A 16,264-nucleotide genomic window follows, 5' to 3' on the forward strand; every position below is an offset into this window, starting at 1 on the left:
TTCATTCCTTCCTTGTTGCACTAATTATTAGCGTTGGATTCTGTGGCTTAAAGTAATGCCCTTTGCCTAATCCATGCCACTTTGAAACTCTGACCTCAGACATTTCTAGTGTCACTGACTGGTTTTGATCAAGGTAGCTGAATGCCTGCATGGCGTTTTCCTGAAGAATAAAGTTCAGTACTAAGGTGCCATCAGCGTTTAAATGACTCAGTGAAAAATCAATAATTTCTTCAAGATTTGACCCGCTGCCGCCAACAAAGATGGCATCGTAACGCTGATCTGGAATATCAACCGGTGCTTCACCCTTAACCAGGTCGATGTTGGCCGTCTTAAACTTATCCATGTTTTGCTGCATGATATCGATCGCATCATCATGGTGCTCAACGGACGTTACTTGCAGGTCAGGGAACTCTAGCGCGGCTTGAATGCTGACGCTGCCAGTACCCGATCCAATATCCAGCATTGAGTGCTTGCCTTGCAGCCGCAGTTTATCAATGCTTAATGCCCGTACCTCAGACTTCGTCATGGGTACTTTTGATCTTAAAAACACTTCATCCTTCATCTTTTATAATCACCACATTCATTTGATAATCGCGTTTTTCAACCGTTGCTTCGGTGTAACTCGAAATTCGTTCATCGGGATAGCTTAGCCGTTCACCCACCAAAATGGTGCGGTGCAGATGGCGCTTTTTAATCGCTTCACCAATCTCAAAGGGGCCAATCTGGCTATCAGTGACCATGCCCACTACCCGATGCGTCAGCAGGAAGTCAAAGTCCGGCACGCGCCCGTGGCTGCTGGTCAAGTAAACATCGTTCATCGACAGCCCCACCGTGTTAAACATGTACTGAATGGAACTGATTCCTGGCACTAACCGCACCGCGTCACGTCCAAATTGGGCAATGGTCCAGTTCCCGATACCGTACAGGATCGGGTCACCGGAAGCCAAGATCACGACGTTTTTACCGGCTGCCAGCCAGTCATCAATGGTCTGTTTCAGTTCACTTAACTTGGTAAATAATTTTTCGGTCGCCTGACTGGTATCAAAGGCATCAAGCTGCCGGCGTGAGCCAATTACGAGATCGGCCTGATCGACCCATTTTTGACTGCCATTGAGCCGCAGACTGGCCCGCCCTGGTCCAATTCCTAAAACGGTTATCATTTCCACTCAGCCTCAATTTCTTCAATCGGCTTGGTTGAAGCTAACAGCTTCGTTTTCTGGGAAAAGACCACGGCGTCAATATCCACGTGTGGCTGCCGGTGAGCCAATAATCTGGCAGCCCGCTTTTGAATCTTATCCACGATCACTTGATAGACCGCTTGGTAGCCTGCTTCATCGATCAGATCAACCATTTCAATAGTGGTAATCGAGTCATTGACCTTTTTCAGCAGATCAAGTGGTGCCCCTAGCAAGGCTAAATTGGCTACCATAATTTCTGCTCGGGCATCCGCGTCGCGACTATGCGTCGAGAAGATTCCGCCAGCAATTTTAATGAATTTACCCATATCACCAACTAATAATAGCTTGGTAAAGCCTAAACGCTGGACTTCTTTTAGCACGTAGCCCACGAAGTTGCTCATTTGAACTTGCTGAGTGTTCGGGATGTGCATCTGCTGCGTTAAGAAGTCTTCACCGTAATTACCGGGAGTCAAAATGATTCGGGTATCACCACGCTGTTTATGGATGTTCATTTCAATCGAAATCGACTTTTTCCAACTCTCCACGGACATTGGCGTCACGATACCGCTAGTGCCAAGAATTGAAATTCCGCCGACGATTCCCAGCTTAGGGTTATAGGTCATCTTAGCGACCCGTTCACCCTCCGGCGCTGAAATCACAATATCGGCCCCGGCTTTATCCCCCAGTACTTTGCGCACACTGGTTTTGATCATCTTGCGCGGTGTGGGGTTGATGGCCGGCATACCTGGCGCATTCGCCAGTCCTTTTTGAGTCACGCGACCGATTCCCTTACCGCCATCCAGCGTGATCTGGTCATCATCTCGTAAGGTCACGGTGGCGTAAATCAGCATGCCATCAGTCGCATCCTGATCATCACCGCCGTCCTTTTTGATTGCCACGCTAGCTGAATGCTTATCAAAGGTACAATCCACAATATCGAACTGAACTTTTTGACCATTGGCCGCCAGCACTTCAACGGTGACTTGATCAGCTTGATCTAAAATTGCTTTGGTTGCCGCTACCGAAGCCGCTGTCGCCGTGGTTCCGGTCGTATAGCCCTTTCTTAACTTTCGTCCATTGTAGAAGACGAAATCATTTGCTGTATCTGCTGTTTTTGGCACATCTTCCACCACCTATTACTTTAAATCTAAATTATAGAGCACCGCGTTGACTAACGCAGCGGCTAGGTTACTGCCACCCTTACGTCCTAGGGCCACGATTGCTGGAATCTTGCTGTCATAAAGCGCCTGTTTACTTTCAGCCGCTTCCACAAAGCCAACTGGAACACCGACAACCGCTGCCGGATCCAGCTTACCGGCCTTCGTCATTTCAATGATCTTGTACAGTGCAGTTGGTGCATTACCGACTACGAATAACTTTTCGGTATCGGCCTCAGCCGCCATTTCAATCGCTGCCATTGACCGGGTGATTTTCCGGTCTTCAGCGATCTTAAAGGTCTCAGGCTCACTGATGTAGCAGTGGTAATGACAGCCAATGGCGTTGAGCTTGCGTTTATTGATTCCTGACAAGGCCATGGTCGTATCGGTGAAGATGGTGCCGTGATGCGTTAAAACATGCTGCATTTTTTCAATGACGTCACCGGAGAACTTGAGGTTCTTCAAGTAGTCAAAGTCCGCGGTCGTATGAATGGCCCGCTTGATAATGGCTTCTTCAATGGGTGACTTAAACTGATAATCAGGATCAATCTTGTCAATTTCGTCTTGAATCATCTGAAAACTTTTTTCCGTTATTTTATTGGGAATCGTAATGTACTTTTCTGTCAAAAGAAATATCCTCCTAGCTGATACACACCTATCCAAATGAACGTGAAGATCAAAAAGCTTAACACTGCAGCGACGTACAGTAATCGCAAGGTACTGGCAATCGCCCCGACGTCAGCCGGATTACCATTGGCATTGCCAATATAGGGTTTATCGACCCGCTGACCAAAATAATTATGCGGCCCGCCCAGTCTCAAACTTAACGCGCCGGCGACCACTGCTTCAGAAAAGCCGCTGTTGGGGCTTTTATGGTGCTCCCGATCACGAAAACCAACGCTGACAGCCTGCCGGGTATCAAATCGTAACAGCACGGTTGACAGTACTAGAAACAGCCAGCTTAAACGTGCCGGAATGTAATTAAAAACGTCATCAATAATTGCTGATACCCGGCCGATTGCCCGGTACTTCTCGTTTTGATAGCCGACCATGGAATCCAGCGTGTTAACTGCTTTATAGGTCAGTCCGAGCACCGGACCGCCAATGAAGAGAAACATCATCGGCGCAATCACACCGTCACACGTATTTTCAGCCACCGTTTCAATGGTGGCCTTGCAGACCTCTTCATCCGTTAACTGAACGGTATCGCGGCCAACAATCATGCCGACTTGGTAGCGCGCCTTGATCAGATCGCCTTGTTTCAGGCTTTTCATGATCTTATGACTTTCAATCGCGAGCCCTTTGACCGAAAGGCACGTATAGCATAAATAACTCGCCACAATAAATTGCAGCCATTTATAGTCCTGTACCGCCCACATGATCAGGGCCGTTACGCCAGCGGTAATGCCGATCACCGCGATCCACATAACTGCTCCCAGCCACTGCTTCGCCTTATCGGAATAATTCTCCCGGTTAAACCATTTGGTGAACAGGGCAATCAGCTTACCGATCAGTTTTACCGGATGCGGCCAGGTTGGCGGGTCGCCCAGTATGAGATCGGCAACTAGCCCACAGCCTATCCAACTAATTAACATCAACGACATCAGCCCCTAAGTTACGCAGCAGTTTCGCAAAAAACTGCCGCTTTTGGTAAAAATGAACGTGCAGATAGCTGGCAAACGTTTGGCGAACCTGATACCCGCCGGTCCATTCGTCCACTACTTGGCCATCCCTGATCTTACGCATTTTTAAAACTGAAGTATCCTGCGCGTCATCTGGTGTAAAAATCGAATGGTGAAATTCATGGCCGCGGATCCGTTCACCCTTTGACCCTAAAATGACATCCTTGACCGGTACCGCTTCGCAGTAGCCAAATCGCTTCAGACGCGGTGTCATTTCACTGCTACCTTTAAAGATGCCGATCATGTCGTAGCTGCCAGTTTTCGTGATCAATTTTTCGCCCAGATACATCAGCCCGCCGCACTCGGCATAAATCGGTTTATTGGCTTTAGAAAAGGTCCGAATAGCGGCTTTCATTTCGTGATTATCAGCCAGCTCTTCTGCGAACTCTTCTGGATAGCCACCACCAAGATACAAAGCATCGACTGGTGGTAATTGCTTATCCTTTAAAGGACTGAAATAAACTAACTTAACGCCGGCTTCTTTTAGTAACGCCAGATTGTCTTGATAGTAAAAGTTAAAGGCTTCATCGGAGGCCACTCCCAATGTGAGTTTCACATGGTGTTGAACAAACGGTTTGATCGGCGCTGATTCGGTACTGGAGCCGGCCAGCGATAAGACCCGCTTTAAATCAATGTCTTCACTGGCAAGCTGACCCAATCCCGCGATTTTCTTATCGACACTGGGAATTTCATCATCGGGCACTAGTCCGAGCTGCCGCGATGGCAGTGACAGTTCCTTCTTATACGGTAGATACCCTAAAACGGGAATCCCGACGTAACGGTCAATGGCCGCCTTGATCAGGTTAAAATGATTCTGGCTCATCACGTTATTGATCACCACACCCACGATGGGAACTGCCGGATCAAACTCCACAAACCCCTTCACGATGGCAGCAACCGAAGTGGAAGCTGACCGGCCATTCACAACCAGGATCGTTGGAATCGACAACTTCTTAGCAATACTGGAAGTAGAATGGGCATCCTTGTCCGTTCCTAAACCGTCATAGAGTCCCATGACACCTTCGACTACGGCCAAATCAACACCCTGATTATTGCGTTCGAACAGGTATTTAAGAACTTGATCATCAGGTACCAGAAAACTGTCAAGGTTCCGCGAATTCCGGCCGGTGATCCTGGAATGAAACTTGGTATCAACGTAATCTGGTCCCACCTTATAAGGTTGAATCGTATACCGGTTGCTTAGCGCAGAAAGAATGCCCAGCGTCACACTGGTTTTTCCTGAACCACTCGTCGCACCAGCAATCAGAAGCTTCTTCACTTTCGTCATCCCTTTTCAACTAATTTTTATAACAGCGCTTTCAAACCCGCAATCAACTGCTGATTTTCTTCATGCGAGCGCACCGCTACCCGATAGTAATGACCATCTAGGCCCACATAATCGGAACAATCTCTGATCATGATGCCTGATTGCCATAATTTTTCTCTGAGATTCACGATGTCACTACGGAACAAATAGTAGTTGACCCGTGACGGAAAGACGGTAAGGTAGCTGATCTGCTGTAACGCATTAAATAGATACTGTTTTTCCTGACCTAACCACTGCTGCGTTTTAGTAATGTATTCGGTATCCTGATACATTTTTTCACCAAACCGCTGGGCAAAAATATTAACTGTCCACGGTTCTTCTTGTTCTGATAATTTCGTTCTTAAGACTGGATTCTTCGTCACTAGAAAGCCTAAGCGCAGCCCCGGAATGGCGAAGAACTTAGTTGCAGAACGGATCACGACAACCGGGTCTCGGTCGTCTAAGTGCGGGATCACGCTCAATCGATCCCCCTCCACAAAGTCCATGAACGCTTCATCAACAATCAACCAGATATGATGAGTCCGGCAATATTCCGCAATGGTCTTAACGTCTGCCGGCAGTAACATCTGTCCCGAAGGATTATTCGGGTTGCACAAACAAATCAAATCGACCTCTGAATGCGCATCTAAAAATGTTAATAACTTATCAACGTTAATTGCAAAATCATTTTCCGGTTTCAGCTTAAAATGGCTGACGTGGGCACCTGCGCGGGTCAATGAGCGTTCGTATTCACCAAACGTTGGTACTAGAACCAGCGCTTCACGGGCCTTCAGTGCTGTTGCAGCATCGAAGATCATCTGAACCGCACCGTTGCCAACGAAGACATTGTTGGCGGTTACATTAAAGTGCTGTCCAATGGCTTGTTTTAATTCCGGATAATCTGGATTGGGATAATAAACTACTTCGTCCAAGGCATCCGCTAAAACCTGTTTCATTTTTGGGGAAAGACCCAGCGGATTGATATTAGCGCTAAAATCCACTAATTTATCCGCAGCGATTCCCGTCTTTGCTGCAATTTGCTCACGGTTCCCACCGTGTTTTACTGTCATCATCTTTTATCACCCCAGAAATGCTGCGTGTGTTACACGATCTGACATTGCAACGTACAACAGCTCTTCCCATAACATAATGAGATAGAGGGAAACTGCTTCGATCAAACGGTAATGGCATAGCCAGCAACGTAATATTAGACCCAACGACATACAGCGCAATCAATATCGCCGTGAGTGCTAACCGTTTTAGCCAATCTGAATTATCCAAGGAAAGTCATCCTTTGTGAACTAACCACTTTGGTTCAAAGCTATTCCCAACGCAACATTCTTAACTAATTTCATTTTATCGTACAATTCTGAGCAAACTCGCAGTTTTGTAGTATTCAGCATATCTAAGGCAAAGTAAGGCGAACATGTGCTAAATTACTAATATAATTCGTCTCTTTCACAAGTTTTAGCATTATTTTGTCATTGCAAAATAATCATGACTAAAAAGAGCTAAATCCCCCTTAATTGTTTCCAGCAGACAAACAGCGTCCGGACTAGGTTTCTCACTTTAAAGAAACCTGTCCGGACGCTGTTTATATCATTAAAAACTCAGCGATGACGGTATTTGTTACCCAGTCTATTCTGCTTTCCCATCATCAAACATCGCAATGCCTAACGGTGTCACAAACTGCGGATAGTCAGGTTTATAAGCTGGCAGTTTAAGTGTCTTACTAAACGTTGGGATGAAATCCTTAAAATTAATGGCACCGCCAACGACGATTACTGGCTGCTTGACCCCAGTTTTCACCGCCGTTTTGGTAATAGTTGCCATCTTCTCGACTACTGGCCGAATCACGCCGAAGACTTCATCTTCATTGGCGGGGTCGCGCTTGATGAGTTCTGCCTTATCAGCCTTGATGTGCTGATTGCCCGCTAGTACCAGCGTCATATGAAAACCACCAGTGGCTTCATCCAGTACTTCAACCAGCTTACCGCGCTGAAACACACTAATACCAGTTGTCCCACCACCAATATCAACCACCGTACCGTCTTGCATCTGCAAAAACTTAGCAGCCGCCGTTGGTTCGTCAACAATTGCCGGACAGATGAAACCAGCAGCTTCAATGACGTTTTTAACGATCTTGGCACTGCCTTCACCAGTCTTCGGTGGAATCGCACCGCAAGCTGTCGTCAACGGTACACCTAACACGTCTTCGGCTTTCTGTTTTAATTTTTCCAAAATTCGAACGGATTCCATGTAGTTTACAACCAGACCATCACGAACGGCATGGTCGTACTCAAACGCCCCGTATATCGGCTTATCCTTGCTATCCAAAACGGTTAACACGATTGAGGAAGTCCCCAGATCGACGCCAGCCCGTAATTTTTCTTGAGGTGTGACCTTTCTCATCGCCTTTTCGCTGTTAACAACTTGATCAAATTGATCAAGCTGCTGGTTAACTGCATCGAGGTCCATCTTTTGTTTTTTAGTCATCTTTAATCCCAGCTTCCTAAAAGTATGTCAATCATTTGATATAGCGCTTACATTTATAAGTAATGCTTATTACGGCTAATTTCGATGACTTAAACCTTTGTGAATAGACCACTATCCCCTTTAATCATATAGGAAGTAAACGTGATTTTTAGACTTGAGCGATTCCCATTAGCCATTGTGAAATAGTATTCATTTAATATCTTATCATGAGAAGTTACATTCCGTAAGCGACATATATGTTCTATCTTGACGCCTTTGTATCAATTTAAGTTAGTTACTGGTAGAAATTAGACTACCCTTCGCAATAAAAAAGACTGCACATCACTGGGCAGTCCATCTTTAAGCTTTATAATTATCAATCAATTGCGTTAAAGTCTTGATATCCTGGTCAATATCAATGTTAGCCAATATATCCCGGTTCTTCACAAAGAAGTCTGGATCCAGTTTACTAAAATCAAGTTTCAGCAACGCTTCAATCGTTGCCGGTTTAAACCGATACTTGATCACCTTGGCCGGATTACCGCCCACAATGGCGTATGGTGGGACGTCCTTGGTCACAATACTGCCCGCAGCGACCACTGCGCCCTGACCAATGTTAACGTCAGAAACCACCGTCACGTTAGCGCCAATCCAAACGTCATCGCCTAAAGTGATTGGCCCCTTGGCCTGCACATCCGCCTGCTTGGTCACAAAGAACGCATCGTAGGGAAAGCTCAAGAAGCGTTTGTAGTCATGCTCCCCACCCATTAAGAAGGTCACGTTATCAGCGATAGAACAAAAGTTACCAATGGTCAGCCGTTCATTATCCGCATCCCAGGAGCGAATATCCAGGTTGCCGTAAGTAAAGCTGCCCACGGTCACTTTGTCGATTGGAAAAGTATAATCGGCCACCGTAGTCGTGTTGTGGCCGTTGCGCTCACGCCACTGTTTTCTAAAATCTGCCAATGAAAGTTCAGTGTTCATCAAAATCCCCCGTCTAAATCTATTTTAAGTCAATAAGCCGTTTATTTTCGAGATACTGCCACATCTGTTCTTCTGCGGTTTGAATCGTGGCCGCAATCTCACATTGCTCGCCCGCACCTTCCAGCGCGTCTTGGTAATCGGGCCGGCCATCCAGCGCCTCAATAATCATCGCAAAGGTAATCTTGTCGGGCTGCTGGGCAATGCGGTAGCCACCCTTCACACCGGGAACCGATGTGATCAAATTAGCCTTCGTTAGCCTAGTCAATATTTTGGATAAGTACGTTGGCGACACTTGAAAGCGGTCCGCCAACTCTTTAATACTGGTATTTTGCTGGGACTGCTTTTGAACTAAATAGGTCATTACGTGCAGTCCCATATTGGTTGCCTGTGTGAATTTCATTTAATCGCCTCTATTATAGATAACGTTTATCTACAATATCTTAATTTAGTTTAAATGTCAATCACTCAATCCAAAAAAATGCGTAAAAGTTGATTCTTAGTCTTACGAAAGTAAATGGTGTATTTTAAGTACAATATACTGTACTTAATCAACAAACATGATATACTCAACTTAAATATAAACGAGGTGATTAATATGGACACAGTCACTTACAGTAACTTTCGGCGCAATTTAAAAGCTTATATGCAAAAAGTAAATGACGACGCAGATAGTTTGATTGTTACCACTAAAGAACCGGATAATTCCATTGTCGTTATGAATAAAGATGATTATGATGCCATGCAGGAAACGATGTACGTTCTCAGTAATCACAAATTAATGGATCGAATCCGTGAAGGCGATGACCAGTTTGCTCAAAACGATGGTCATCAACACGAATTATTGGATGATGAGCAATGATTAAATCATGGACTGATAATGCCTGGGATGATTATATGTACTGGCACAATCAAAACGATAAAAAAACCATTCGTCAGATCAATAAGCTTATTCATGATATTGACCGACACCCATTTGAAGGAATTGGTAAACCAGAACCACTTAAACATGAGTTACGAGGTAAATGGTCTCGGCGAATCACGCAAGAACATCGACTAATCTATAGTATCGATAAACAAACGATTCGCATCTACGCCTGTCGTTATCATTATTGATGAATTTAAACTAAAAACACCCAATCTGTTGACTGGGTGTTTTTTGACTATTTATCGCTGAATGGAAGTAACGTGGTTAGCCTTACAATTCGTCGTTTTCCGTCCACTCATACTGGACATTTTCTGGATCTTTTTCAGAATCATAGTCCACAACCAGATCATAGCCGGCAAAGAACCATAGATCATCTTTTTCAATGTAGAAAGTAACACCATCTTTTACCACTTTAACACCAAAGTTATGCGGATTTAACTCCCTTGCCAGCGCAATTGAAAAGCCGTGATGCACTTTGGTACGTCCATATAACTTGCCGTAAAAACGAATCGCTGCGCTTTGATCCGCGCTCACGTTCATTTCATCTTCAAACCACTTCGCTGCAGCATCGGTAATTTGTAATTTCATAAAAGATATCCTCCTTGGATAACCTGTTTAACTGCCATTAAAGTACGCATCATTCTTGCGTCAGCTTCAATATACCATACCCTAACAGCGGGGTGAAAAATAATACTTGTGTTTTATTTAATTTGTGTACAATTGATTTTATCAAAGCTTTAAGCTACCGGTACCAAGTGGATGTGAGCATGAAAGACCTTCTGGAAAGCAGCTTGACCAACATGGCTAAACACTTGATAACCGCGGGGATGATACTGCTCATCTAAGTAATCTTTAGCCTGATCCAGTAAATCGATCATGGCGATCTGCACGTCTCGTGGCGCATCAAAGAAGGTTACGTAATGTTCCTTGGGGACAATTAAAAAGTGGCCCGGTGCCACCGGATGAATATCGTAGAAACCCTTCGCCAGCTTATTTTCGATAACGGCTGGTTTGCTGCAGAAAACACAGTTATCATCAATCATTTCAATCACCTATTCTCTCAACTGACCAGTCATTTACCCTAGTCAGAAACTATTATTCATACTTAATTGTACCACCGTTATTATTTCTGATAGAACTAAAGCAGATTGTTTGTAAAAACGCTTTCAATCACGTACAATTTGAAAGTACTCTATTAAAAATAACTTGGAGGTTTCCCGATTATGACAAAAGTTGCAATGGTTACAGGTGCTGCTCAAGGAATTGGTGCTGAAGTCAGTTTACACTTAGCAAAGGCAGGCTTCGATATCGCGGTGGCCGATTTACCGGCACAAGAGGAAAAAGCCCAAACGGTGATTGCTAGCGTTAAAGATGCTGGTCAAAAAGCCATCTTCGTTCCCGTTGACGTCACGGATCAAGCTGCGGTTGCCAAAGCCGTCGACCAAGCTGCTGATCAATTAAACGGCTTTGATGTGATGGTCAACAATGCCGGTGTTGCCAAAGTTGATAAGTTTGAAGATATCAAACCTAAAGATCTGGAATTCAGCTATAAGATCAACGTCTTTGGTGTCATCTACGGGATTCAGGCTGCGGCCAAGAAATTCAAGGAATTAAAGGTTCCGGGCCGAATCATCAACGCGTCCTCCATTGCTGGGATGCACGCCTTCCCAGTCTGGGCAACTTACTCATCAACGAAAGCCGCAGTTATCAGCATCACTCAAGACGCTGCCTTGGAATATGCTCCTGATCACATTAACATCAACGCCTATGCACCAGGTGTCGTTGGCACAACTGGTATGTGGGATGAGATTGATGCGAAAATGTCTGAAATTAACGGCAAACCATTGGGACAAAACAAGAAGGATTACGTGGGTACAATTCCGCTAGGCCGAACCGTTGAACCTAACGATATCGCCAACATGGTCACCTTCTTAGCCAGTCCAGAAGCTGAATTTATCACTGGTCAGACTTACGCCGTTGATGGCGGTGGCCTGCTTTAAAATAAACTTTAAACGACTAAAAAAACGTTCCTGCAAGCTAATTCTTGTAGGAACGTTTTTATATTTGCATCACCTTTAATCAATCAGAAATACCTTTTCTTGAATACTTCATTTAGTGTAAAATGAGTCTTATACAAATATTATTCAAAGGATGTCATACATATGAATCGTCACCGTGCTTTTTGGCTGATGCTACTGGTAACCGCCTCTTGGGGAGCGTCCTATATGTGGATGAAGATTGCCCTCGTCAGTGTCGCGCCCTTATTCTTGGTTGGTCTGCGCTTTACAGTAGCATTTCTAGCCACCATCATTATTTTCGCTAGAGTTTTAAAACGCCCTTCCCATCAGGAAGTAGCAGCCAGTTTTATTTTAGGAACCCTGTTATTTTGCGCCTTCACCCTTGTCATGATTGGTCTGCAGCATACCGATGCCTCAACTGCCGGTTTCTTGCTGAGTACTACCACGGTCTTTGTGGCGATTTTTGGAGCGATTCTTAAGAAACGCTTTCCACGGCTGAGTACGGTTATCGCCACCATCGTTGTCGTTATTGGTCTGTACCTGCTGGTGGCGAATGGTGCGGGATTAAAATTGAATTTCAACGCGCTGCTGTGCCTCGCCTGTGCTGCCATCTACGCAATCTACATTATCGCCTCTGATATCTTGTCAAAGAAACATTTAGTCACCTTCAGCGTCAGCATCTGGCAACTGGGCGTCGCTGGTGGTGAAGGGCTCATCTTCGGTGGTCTACTGGACGGCATTACACTGCCGCAAACCACTTCCCAATGGGGTGCGGTATTAGCGCTAGGTTTGATCTGCAGCGCCTTTGGTTTTGTTGCACAAACGCAGGTACAGCACTATCTGGCACCAGATACGGTGGGCCTCATTTATTCACTGGAACCAATTTTCTCCGCAATTTTTGCCTTCCTAACCTTAGGCGAAGTCTTATCTGGTCAGCAATATTTCGGAGCAGCCATCATTTTTCTAAGCGTGGTTGCTTCAGAGATTGTGAAAGCCCGCTGGCCACGAACTGAAAGTTAACTATCATTTAAATATGCTTTACTTAAGCTACCAAAAAGCGCCAATCTTTCAGAAATGGGTTGGCGTTTTTCGCTATCTAGTTTCGCTCTCACGAACGAGAACCTAATTTTCCTTCAGCGCTTCTACCATATCCACGTGCTTGAGTTTCTGATGGGTCACCCACATGACGATCAGTGTAAAGGCTACCATCAATAACGTGGCCACCACGAACCCCGGCCAACGAATAATCACGGGGAAGACCACCTGCGCAGTCGTCGCCTGATTCAAAATAAAGCTTAGCAGTCCCCAACCGGCACCGTATCCAAGAATAATGCCAAAGACCGTCAGCAAAATATTCTCTCGGAAAACGTACATGGTTACTTCATTATCAAAAAAGCCGAGTACCTTCACCGTTGACAGTTCGCGAATCCGCTCCGAAATATTAATATTAGTCAGGTTATACAGCACCACAAATGACAGTACACCAGATAGTAAGATCATGATCAGGACAATCACGTTCATGGAACTGCTCATGGTCTTGATCGTGGTTTCTTGATCTGAAGCAAAGCTGGTGCCAAGCGCACCACCATGCTTCAGTAACTGTCTGGCCAGCTGTTTTTGCTGCCGATCAGATTGGCCGTTCAGTTTAACAAACAACGTATTCACTACCGGCTCAACATTGAAGGCATGATGATAGGCGGTCGGACTCATATAGGCAAACACGCCCATGTAATTCGGGGTAACCGCCGCCACTTTCAGGGCCGCTTTTTGACCAGTTGTGGTGGTGAAATTAACCTTATCGCCAGCCTTTACATCAAGTTGAGACGCAATCTTCTTACTGATCACCAACCCTTTTGTGTTGAGTGAATGACTTAGTGTGACATATTTTTTGAACTGCTGCTGATTATTCGGGGTGACTAAATTAACATCGCTGATTTGTTTAGCATTGGCTTTCACTTTACCAGTGGTCATATTGACCTTCGTCGCACCCTTATAGGCAGCCGACTGATTCAAAATTGTCATTGCCTTTTTACTCTGATCATTATGGACCAGCGACACGGTAGCTGAATAGTGAAAGATCTGGCCATACTGCTGACTGGCAGTTGAGCCAATCGAATCATTAAGGCCAAACCCCGTCAGGATCAGCGCGGTCCCGCCAGCGATACCAATGATCGTCATCCACATCCGACTTTTATACCGAAATAGGTTCCGATACGAGACTTTCTGATTAAAACTCATCCGCCGCCACAATGGCGTGATCCGTTCCATTAAAATACGTTTAGCTGATTTAGGCGCACGGGGCTGCATCAAAGCGGCTGGCTTCTCCGCCAGTTCACGCCGGACAACGATAATCGCTGCCCCCACCGTTGCTAACAATGAGAACGCCACGGCTAGTGTGATCACCGTCCACATCACTGGTATCACCGTCGTTAGTGGAATACTCATGTGATACATTGAAATCACTAATCGCGGCAGTGTCACGTTGCCAATTGCACTCCCTAAAAGAGCACCAATCAAGCCAGCCATTAAGGCATAGGTCAAATAATTTCGCGCAATGGCCCACTTAGTATAGCCCAGCGCTTTAAACGTCCCGATTTGACGGCGTGCTTCCTCGACCATCCGCGTGATCGTCGTGAATGTGATCAGCGCTGCAATAAGGAAGAAGAACACTGGAAATATATTAGCAATCGTCGCGATACGATCCGAGGTGTCGCCAAATGACGTAAACCCCGGGAGGTCTTCACGCGTCTGCCAAGTATAGGTCGTCTGCGTCCGGGTGTTAGCCCTTTTCAAGGCTGCGGTGAGCTTGGCTTGATTCTTCTGTAGTGCTGCCTGCTGCTGGCGAAGTGCTGCAGACTCTCCGGCTGCTTGTTTTAACTGCGCTAACTGCTGTGAGGCCCGCGTTAATTTTTGCTGTTGCGGCGCAAAGGACCGTTTTACCTTTGCTGATAGCTGCCAATCACGCTGCTTGGCGCGTGGTTTGAAGGCAGTCTTCAGCGCACTCACTTTTTTATTCACCGCAGTTTGGTAGTCATTACTAAATGCATTCAGTCCCTGCAACGATTTAAACCTAACCGTTAGCACCGTGGCAGTTGAAAGGTTCAACTGCTGCGGTTGAAGATAAGCGAAATAGGCCACCGTCCCATCGCCAACGTTCGCTGCACCACGGGTGGTGTAATCAATATACCGCGGTGAATCTGCAAAACCGACAATCTGATACGAACGTTGCTTGAGGTTGGCCTGCCGGTTAAACCGGTAAGTGTCCCCTAAATGATAACCGTAATTCCGTTTGGCCCGTTCATCCAGTACGATCTGATGAGCTGATTTGGGTAAATGACCGCTGCGTAATTTTAACTGATTCTGTTTGGCACCGGATTGGTAGCCATACAGCGCAACCACGTCTTCATCCTTGCCACCGGTGACATCTTTAAACTTGCTGATTTCTGCTTGCGCGCCACTCACTTGCTCGGCCGTTTGGACGTCTTTGTGGGTAAAACCAGTTGTCGAAAATAACTGCACATCGCTTAGATGCTCAGTCTTAACCGTGGTATCCATCGAGTCATTCAAACTGGGACCGGTCGCTTTAACACCCACAAAGATCAGCGTTCCTAGTAAGATAATCATAATAATGGCAATGAAACGCCCCTTATTAGCAGCAATCTCTCGCCACATATTTTTCGTCATTGGCTTCATGCTGATCACCACACAATCTGCTCAACGGGAACTGGCGTGGGGTTATCTTCAACCGAGCGAACTTGGGCATCGTTAATGCGGATGATGCGGTCCGCCATTTTAGCAATCGCCGCGTTATGGGTGATGATGACCACCGTCTTGTTGTCCCGTTGACTAGCCGTTTGCAGCAAGCTCAAAACTTGCTTACCGGTTTCAAAATCCAAGGCGCCGGTGGGTTCATCGCAAAGGAGTAACTTCGGGTTCTTAGCTAAAGCGCGAGCAATTGCTACCCGTTGCTGTTCGCCACCGGAAAGTTGGGACGGAAAATTATCTAAGCGATTACCCAGTCCCACTTCCCGGAGTGTTTCTTCCGCATCCAACGCGTCAGCCACGATTGAATTAGCCAGTTCAACGTTTTCCTTGGTCGTTAAGTTCGGAATCAGGTTATAGAATTGAAAAACAAAGCCCACGTCACTGCGCCGATATGCCGTTAACTGGCGGTCGTTAAATTTAGCAATATCGACGCCATCAATCAAAACTGCACCGCTCGTTGGCGTATCCATGCCGCCTAAAATATTCAGTACGGTTGACTTACCAGCACCGCTTGGTCCTAAGATCACGGTCAATTGGCCCTGTTCACACGTAAAATTCAATTTATTATTGGCAATAATTTCAGTTTCACCCATTTGATATTTTTTAGACTCATCTTGCACCTCAATGTAACTCATACACACCCACCTCATTTAAGCTTTCTTATATTGAGTATCGCTTGACCCACGTTGAAATTCAAGGCGAAGTTTGGTGAACACTGGGATGGTCACCTATTGAACTAACTTAATTATCGAATCAGTCCCTATTTTTCAGACT

At 45.7% G+C, this 16,264-nt stretch carries 18 protein-coding genes; 4 read left to right on the forward strand and 14 right to left on the reverse strand.

The genetic code is table 11. From position 1 onward, the window contains the following. Window position 1 precedes the first annotated feature (1 nt). From FFM73_RS06385 to FFM73_RS06430, 10 genes are all read right to left on the reverse strand, one after another. Window positions 2-562, reverse strand: coding sequence for a decarboxylating cobalt-precorrin-6B (C(15))-methyltransferase (locus FFM73_RS06385; RefSeq protein ID WP_137630943.1), 561 nt, complete (start codon window positions 560-562; stop codon window positions 2-4). After that, on the reverse strand, window positions 552-1,160 hold the full coding sequence (locus tag FFM73_RS06390; RefSeq protein ID WP_137630944.1) for a cobalt-precorrin-7 (C(5))-methyltransferase: 609 nt from the start codon (window positions 1,158-1,160) through the stop codon (window positions 552-554). The genes FFM73_RS06385 and FFM73_RS06390 overlap by 11 nt, the downstream gene beginning before the upstream one ends. Further along, window positions 1,157-2,299 (reverse strand): cobalt-precorrin-5B (C(1))-methyltransferase CbiD, encoded by a 1,143-nt coding sequence (cbiD, locus tag FFM73_RS06395; protein ID WP_137630945.1) that lies wholly within the window; start codon window positions 2,297-2,299, stop codon window positions 1,157-1,159. The genes FFM73_RS06390 and cbiD overlap by 4 nt, the downstream gene beginning before the upstream one ends. Before the next feature lie 15 nt (window positions 2,300-2,314). Further along, complete coding sequence (locus FFM73_RS06400; RefSeq protein WP_268920506.1) at window positions 2,315-2,962, reverse strand: cobalt-precorrin-8 methylmutase; 648 nt, start codon at window positions 2,960-2,962, stop codon at window positions 2,315-2,317. Then, a complete protein-coding gene (gene cbiB / locus FFM73_RS06405) occupies window positions 2,959-3,930 on the reverse strand; it encodes an adenosylcobinamide-phosphate synthase CbiB (protein WP_137630971.1) in 972 nt (323 codons plus the stop codon). The genes FFM73_RS06400 and cbiB overlap by 4 nt, the downstream gene beginning before the upstream one ends. Beyond that, window positions 3,920-5,296 (reverse strand): cobyrinic acid a,c-diamide synthase CobB, encoded by a 1,377-nt coding sequence (locus tag FFM73_RS06410; RefSeq protein WP_137630946.1) that lies wholly within the window; start codon window positions 5,294-5,296, stop codon window positions 3,920-3,922. Before FFM73_RS06410 ends, cbiB begins: the two co-directional genes overlap by 11 nt. Window positions 5,297-5,322: 26 nt before the next feature. Further along, on the reverse strand, window positions 5,323-6,396 hold the full coding sequence (cobD, locus tag FFM73_RS06415) for a threonine-phosphate decarboxylase CobD (RefSeq protein WP_137630947.1): 1,074 nt from the start codon (window positions 6,394-6,396) through the stop codon (window positions 5,323-5,325). A gap of 565 nt (window positions 6,397-6,961) precedes the next feature. Then, window positions 6,962-7,819, reverse strand: coding sequence for an ethanolamine utilization protein EutJ (gene eutJ / locus FFM73_RS06420; RefSeq protein ID WP_208994775.1), 858 nt, complete (start codon window positions 7,817-7,819; stop codon window positions 6,962-6,964). Between the two features lie 339 nt (window positions 7,820-8,158). Further along, window positions 8,159-8,782 (reverse strand): CatB-related O-acetyltransferase, encoded by a 624-nt coding sequence (locus FFM73_RS06425; protein WP_137630948.1) that lies wholly within the window; start codon window positions 8,780-8,782, stop codon window positions 8,159-8,161. A gap of 19 nt (window positions 8,783-8,801) precedes the next feature. Continuing rightward, the gene (locus FFM73_RS06430; RefSeq protein WP_137630949.1) at window positions 8,802-9,182 is read right to left on the reverse strand and encodes an Rrf2 family transcriptional regulator; all 381 of its coding nucleotides are present in this window, start codon (window positions 9,180-9,182) and stop codon (window positions 8,802-8,804) included. Between the two features lie 195 nt (window positions 9,183-9,377). Between FFM73_RS06430 and FFM73_RS06435 the strand changes: the two genes are divergently transcribed. Continuing rightward, complete coding sequence (locus tag FFM73_RS06435) at window positions 9,378-9,641, forward strand: type II toxin-antitoxin system Phd/YefM family antitoxin (RefSeq protein WP_137630950.1); 264 nt, start codon at window positions 9,378-9,380, stop codon at window positions 9,639-9,641. Then, the gene (locus tag FFM73_RS06440) at window positions 9,638-9,895 is read left to right on the forward strand and encodes a Txe/YoeB family addiction module toxin (RefSeq protein WP_137630951.1); all 258 of its coding nucleotides are present in this window, start codon (window positions 9,638-9,640) and stop codon (window positions 9,893-9,895) included. Before FFM73_RS06435 ends, FFM73_RS06440 begins: the two co-directional genes overlap by 4 nt. An 82-nt stretch (window positions 9,896-9,977) precedes the next feature. Here the strand turns inward: FFM73_RS06440 and FFM73_RS06445 are convergent, their stop codons facing one another. Next, window positions 9,978-10,295 (reverse strand): HesB/YadR/YfhF family protein, encoded by a 318-nt coding sequence (locus FFM73_RS06445; RefSeq protein WP_137630952.1) that lies wholly within the window; start codon window positions 10,293-10,295, stop codon window positions 9,978-9,980. Between the two features lie 149 nt (window positions 10,296-10,444). After that, window positions 10,445-10,750, reverse strand: coding sequence for an HIT family protein (locus FFM73_RS06450; RefSeq protein ID WP_137630973.1), 306 nt, complete (start codon window positions 10,748-10,750; stop codon window positions 10,445-10,447). Between the two features lie 180 nt (window positions 10,751-10,930). Here FFM73_RS06450 and FFM73_RS06455 point away from each other — a divergent pair, with 180 nt between their 5' ends. Together FFM73_RS06455 and FFM73_RS06460 are read left to right on the forward strand one after the other, a co-directional pair. Next, a complete protein-coding gene (locus FFM73_RS06455; RefSeq protein WP_137630953.1) occupies window positions 10,931-11,707 on the forward strand; it encodes an acetoin reductase in 777 nt (258 codons plus the stop codon). A gap of 162 nt (window positions 11,708-11,869) precedes the next feature. Further along, window positions 11,870-12,745, forward strand: a complete 876-nt coding sequence (locus FFM73_RS06460) for a DMT family transporter (protein WP_137630954.1) — start codon at window positions 11,870-11,872, stop codon at window positions 12,743-12,745. A gap of 102 nt (window positions 12,746-12,847) precedes the next feature. On the opposite strand, the gene FFM73_RS06465 is transcribed toward FFM73_RS06460, so the two are convergent. Both FFM73_RS06465 and FFM73_RS06470 read right to left on the reverse strand, forming a co-directional pair. Next, entirely contained in the window at window positions 12,848-15,418 is a 2,571-nt protein-coding gene (locus FFM73_RS06465) for an ABC transporter permease (protein WP_137630955.1), read from the reverse strand. 5 nt (window positions 15,419-15,423) lie between these two features. After that, the gene (locus FFM73_RS06470) at window positions 15,424-16,125 is read right to left on the reverse strand and encodes an ABC transporter ATP-binding protein (protein WP_137630956.1); all 702 of its coding nucleotides are present in this window, start codon (window positions 16,123-16,125) and stop codon (window positions 15,424-15,426) included. Window positions 16,126-16,264 lie beyond the last annotated feature (139 nt).

Source organism: Secundilactobacillus hailunensis (assembly GCF_005405185.1).
Lineage (GTDB): Bacteria > Bacillota > Bacilli > Lactobacillales > Lactobacillaceae > Secundilactobacillus > Secundilactobacillus hailunensis.

What these genes read in the sequence shown, in the direction of transcription:
- FFM73_RS06385 (WP_137630943.1), bottom strand. Translation starts at nt 562, where the DNA reads ATGAAGGATGAAGTGTTTTTAAGATCAAAAGTACCCATGACGAAGTCT.
- FFM73_RS06390 (WP_137630944.1), bottom strand. Translation starts at nt 1,160, where the DNA reads ATGATAACCGTTTTAGGAATTGGACCAGGGCGGGCCAGTCTGCGGCTC.
- cbiB (WP_137630971.1), bottom strand. Translation starts at nt 3,930, where the DNA reads ATGTTAATTAGTTGGATAGGCTGTGGGCTAGTTGCCGATCTCATACTG.
- cobD (WP_137630947.1), bottom strand. Translation starts at nt 6,396, where the DNA reads ATGATGACAGTAAAACACGGTGGGAACCGTGAGCAAATTGCAGCAAAG.
- eutJ (WP_208994775.1), bottom strand. Translation starts at nt 7,819, where the DNA reads ATGACTAAAAAACAAAAGATGGACCTCGATGCAGTTAACCAGCAGCTT.
- FFM73_RS06425 (WP_137630948.1), bottom strand. Translation starts at nt 8,782, where the DNA reads ATGAACACTGAACTTTCATTGGCAGATTTTAGAAAACAGTGGCGTGAG.
- FFM73_RS06430 (WP_137630949.1), bottom strand. Translation starts at nt 9,182, where the DNA reads ATGAAATTCACACAGGCAACCAATATGGGACTGCACGTAATGACCTAT.
- FFM73_RS06435 (WP_137630950.1), top strand. Translation starts at nt 9,378, where the DNA reads ATGGACACAGTCACTTACAGTAACTTTCGGCGCAATTTAAAAGCTTAT.
- FFM73_RS06440 (WP_137630951.1), top strand. Translation starts at nt 9,638, where the DNA reads ATGATTAAATCATGGACTGATAATGCCTGGGATGATTATATGTACTGG.
- FFM73_RS06445 (WP_137630952.1), bottom strand. Translation starts at nt 10,295, where the DNA reads ATGAAATTACAAATTACCGATGCTGCAGCGAAGTGGTTTGAAGATGAA.
- FFM73_RS06450 (WP_137630973.1), bottom strand. Translation starts at nt 10,750, where the DNA reads ATGATTGATGATAACTGTGTTTTCTGCAGCAAACCAGCCGTTATCGAA.
- FFM73_RS06455 (WP_137630953.1), top strand. Translation starts at nt 10,931, where the DNA reads ATGACAAAAGTTGCAATGGTTACAGGTGCTGCTCAAGGAATTGGTGCT.
- FFM73_RS06460 (WP_137630954.1), top strand. Translation starts at nt 11,870, where the DNA reads ATGAATCGTCACCGTGCTTTTTGGCTGATGCTACTGGTAACCGCCTCT.
- FFM73_RS06465 (WP_137630955.1), bottom strand. Translation starts at nt 15,418, where the DNA reads ATGAAGCCAATGACGAAAAATATGTGGCGAGAGATTGCTGCTAATAAG.
- FFM73_RS06470 (WP_137630956.1), bottom strand. Translation starts at nt 16,125, where the DNA reads ATGAGTTACATTGAGGTGCAAGATGAGTCTAAAAAATATCAAATGGGT.